General features: G+C 60.5%; 2 protein-coding genes. Both read right to left on the bottom strand.

The features are described from left to right. Nucleotides 1-920, bottom strand: a 920-nt coding sequence (locus EOB36_RS33680; protein WP_128286582.1) for a phosphoserine transaminase, incomplete at its 3' end; no start/stop codon positions are given. Nucleotides 921-1,121: 201 nt separating this feature from the next. Beyond that, nucleotides 1,122-1,886 carry an outer membrane protein gene (locus EOB36_RS33675; RefSeq protein ID WP_126104545.1) on the bottom strand — a complete coding sequence of 255 codons (765 nt, stop codon included), beginning with the start codon at nt 1,884-1,886 and terminating at the stop codon, nt 1,122-1,124. Nucleotides 1,887-2,016 lie beyond the last annotated feature (130 nt).

Below are 2,016 nucleotides of genomic sequence, written 5' to 3'. Positions count from 1 at the left end.
GTGTTCGACCGCGTCGCCGGGTCGGTGGCCAGATGGCCGAGCCATGAGGATTTGCGGACGAAGCCGTCGAGAACGGCGGCATTGGCGTCGGCACGGGCAATCAGCGCGTCGAGGCCGCCGATCGACTTCGCCCAACGCAGCGCGTCGAGATAGTCCTCCACGCACAGCATCGACGGCGTGTTGATCGTCTCGCCCTTGAAGATGCCTTCGATGAGCTTGCCGCCCGAGGTCAGGCGGAAGATTTTCGGCAGCGGCCAGGCCGGCTTGTAGCTTTCCAGCCGCTCGACGGCGCGCGGGCTGAGGATCAGCATGCCGTGCGCACCTTCGCCGCCCAGCACCTTCTGCCAGGAGAAGGTGACGACGTCGAGCTTCTGGAAATCGAGCCTTTGCGCAAAGGCCGCCGAAGTGGCGTCGCAGATGGTCAGGCCGCGGCGAGCGGCCGGGATGAAATCGCCGTTCGGCACACGCACGCCCGATGTCGTGCCGTTCCAGGTGAAGACCACGTCGCGGTCGAAATCGATTTTTGTCAGGTCCGGCAGCGCGCCGTAGCCGGCTTCGATCCTGCGCACGTCGGCAAGCTTCAGCTGCTTGACCACATCGGTGACCCAGCCGGAACCGAAACTCTCCCAGGCGACCATGTCGACGCCGCGTTCGCCGAGCAGCGACCACAGCGCCATCTCAACCGCGCCGGTATCCGACGCCGGCACGATGCCGATGCGATAGTCTGCCGGAACCTGAAGTATCTCCCGCGTCAGCTCGATCGCCTGCTCGAGCTTGGTCTTGCCGATCTTGGCGCGATGCGAGCGTCCGAGCGCGGCATTGATCAGCGCCTCGACCGACCAGCCGGGGCGTTTTGCACAGGGACCTGAGGAAAAATTGGGATTTGCCGGACGGAGTCCGGGCTTCGTATGCGTCGTCATCGTGGTCTATCCTTCCAGATAGTGGCCCCTCGTTGGGGAGGGGTGGCCCACGGACGGCGATATGCGTTCAGGCGTCAGGCGTCAAGGGGAAAGTTTTTGTCGCTGGCAGGATACTGGTCACCTGTGGTGAGAATGTCATGGCCTAAAAACACGAACGGCGAACCCGAAGATCCGCCGTCTTGATTGTCGCCTGCGCGGCTCCTACCAGAGGTCGTAACGCAACCCGATCTTGACCTGATGATTGCTGATCCCTTTGCGGATCGGATACGAATCCAGATCCTCTGCGGTGGCATATTCGGCGTCGGGCGCGGAAAAATACTGATAGCCCAGATCAACGGAGACATTCTTGGACACTCGATAGGCAAGGCCCGCATTCAGCGTATAGGCAAGGGAATACTGGGTCTTGTTGTCCTGCAGAACGAAATCGTCGGCGGGGTCATCATTGTCGGTGAAATAGCTCGCCGAAAGCTTGCGCTTGCTCTGGACGACGCCGATACCCGCGCCGAGATAGGGCGTGATCCCGACATAGGTGCCAAGATCGACATAGCCATTGAGCATGCCCGAAAAGGCGTAGTTCTCCAGGGATGCTGATGCCACGGTCGCCTCTGCCGCAATCGCTGAATCGTCATAGCCGACGCCAATCTCGTTGCCGGGCAGATAGCCGAGATTGAGGTCGGCACGCAGATAGTCGTTGAAATGGTAACCGAAGCCGATGCTGGCAAAGATCGGATCTTCTTTGTCGCTGAAGCTCGCCGGCGTGAAGGCGAAATCCTCATTTTCGAAGCTCTCTTCCGGTAAATAAGCGACATCGCCGCGCAGATACCATCCCGAACCGACTTCGACCGGCACGTAGTCCGGCGCCTGGTCGACATAGATCGGCGGGTCGTAGTCGGCGCCGAGTGCCTGCGACAGCGGCGTCAGGGCGATTGCTGCAAGCGCCAGCGCTATGCGCGATTTGACTGTCATGATCCGGCTCCCGAAGGTGGCGCCATCGCAATCGCAAGCGCCGTTTGAGAGCATTGTTAACCATAGTGGTTAAGTGGCGGTTAAGGATAACAGGACGTTAGCGAATTGATTTTGATGAGCTTCCCGACAC

This window comes from Mesorhizobium sp. M6A.T.Cr.TU.017.01.1.1, from assembly GCF_004023115.1.
Lineage (GTDB): Bacteria > Pseudomonadota > Alphaproteobacteria > Rhizobiales > Rhizobiaceae > Mesorhizobium > Mesorhizobium mediterraneum.
The sequence above is the reverse complement of the archived record's forward strand: the minus strand, read 5'-3'. Positions and strand labels throughout refer to the sequence as shown.

Excerpts from the sequence above, each read along its gene's own strand:
- EOB36_RS33675 (WP_126104545.1), bottom strand. The coding sequence starts at position 1,886 with ATGACAGTCAAATCGCGCATAGCGCTGGCGCTTGCAGCAATCGCCCTG.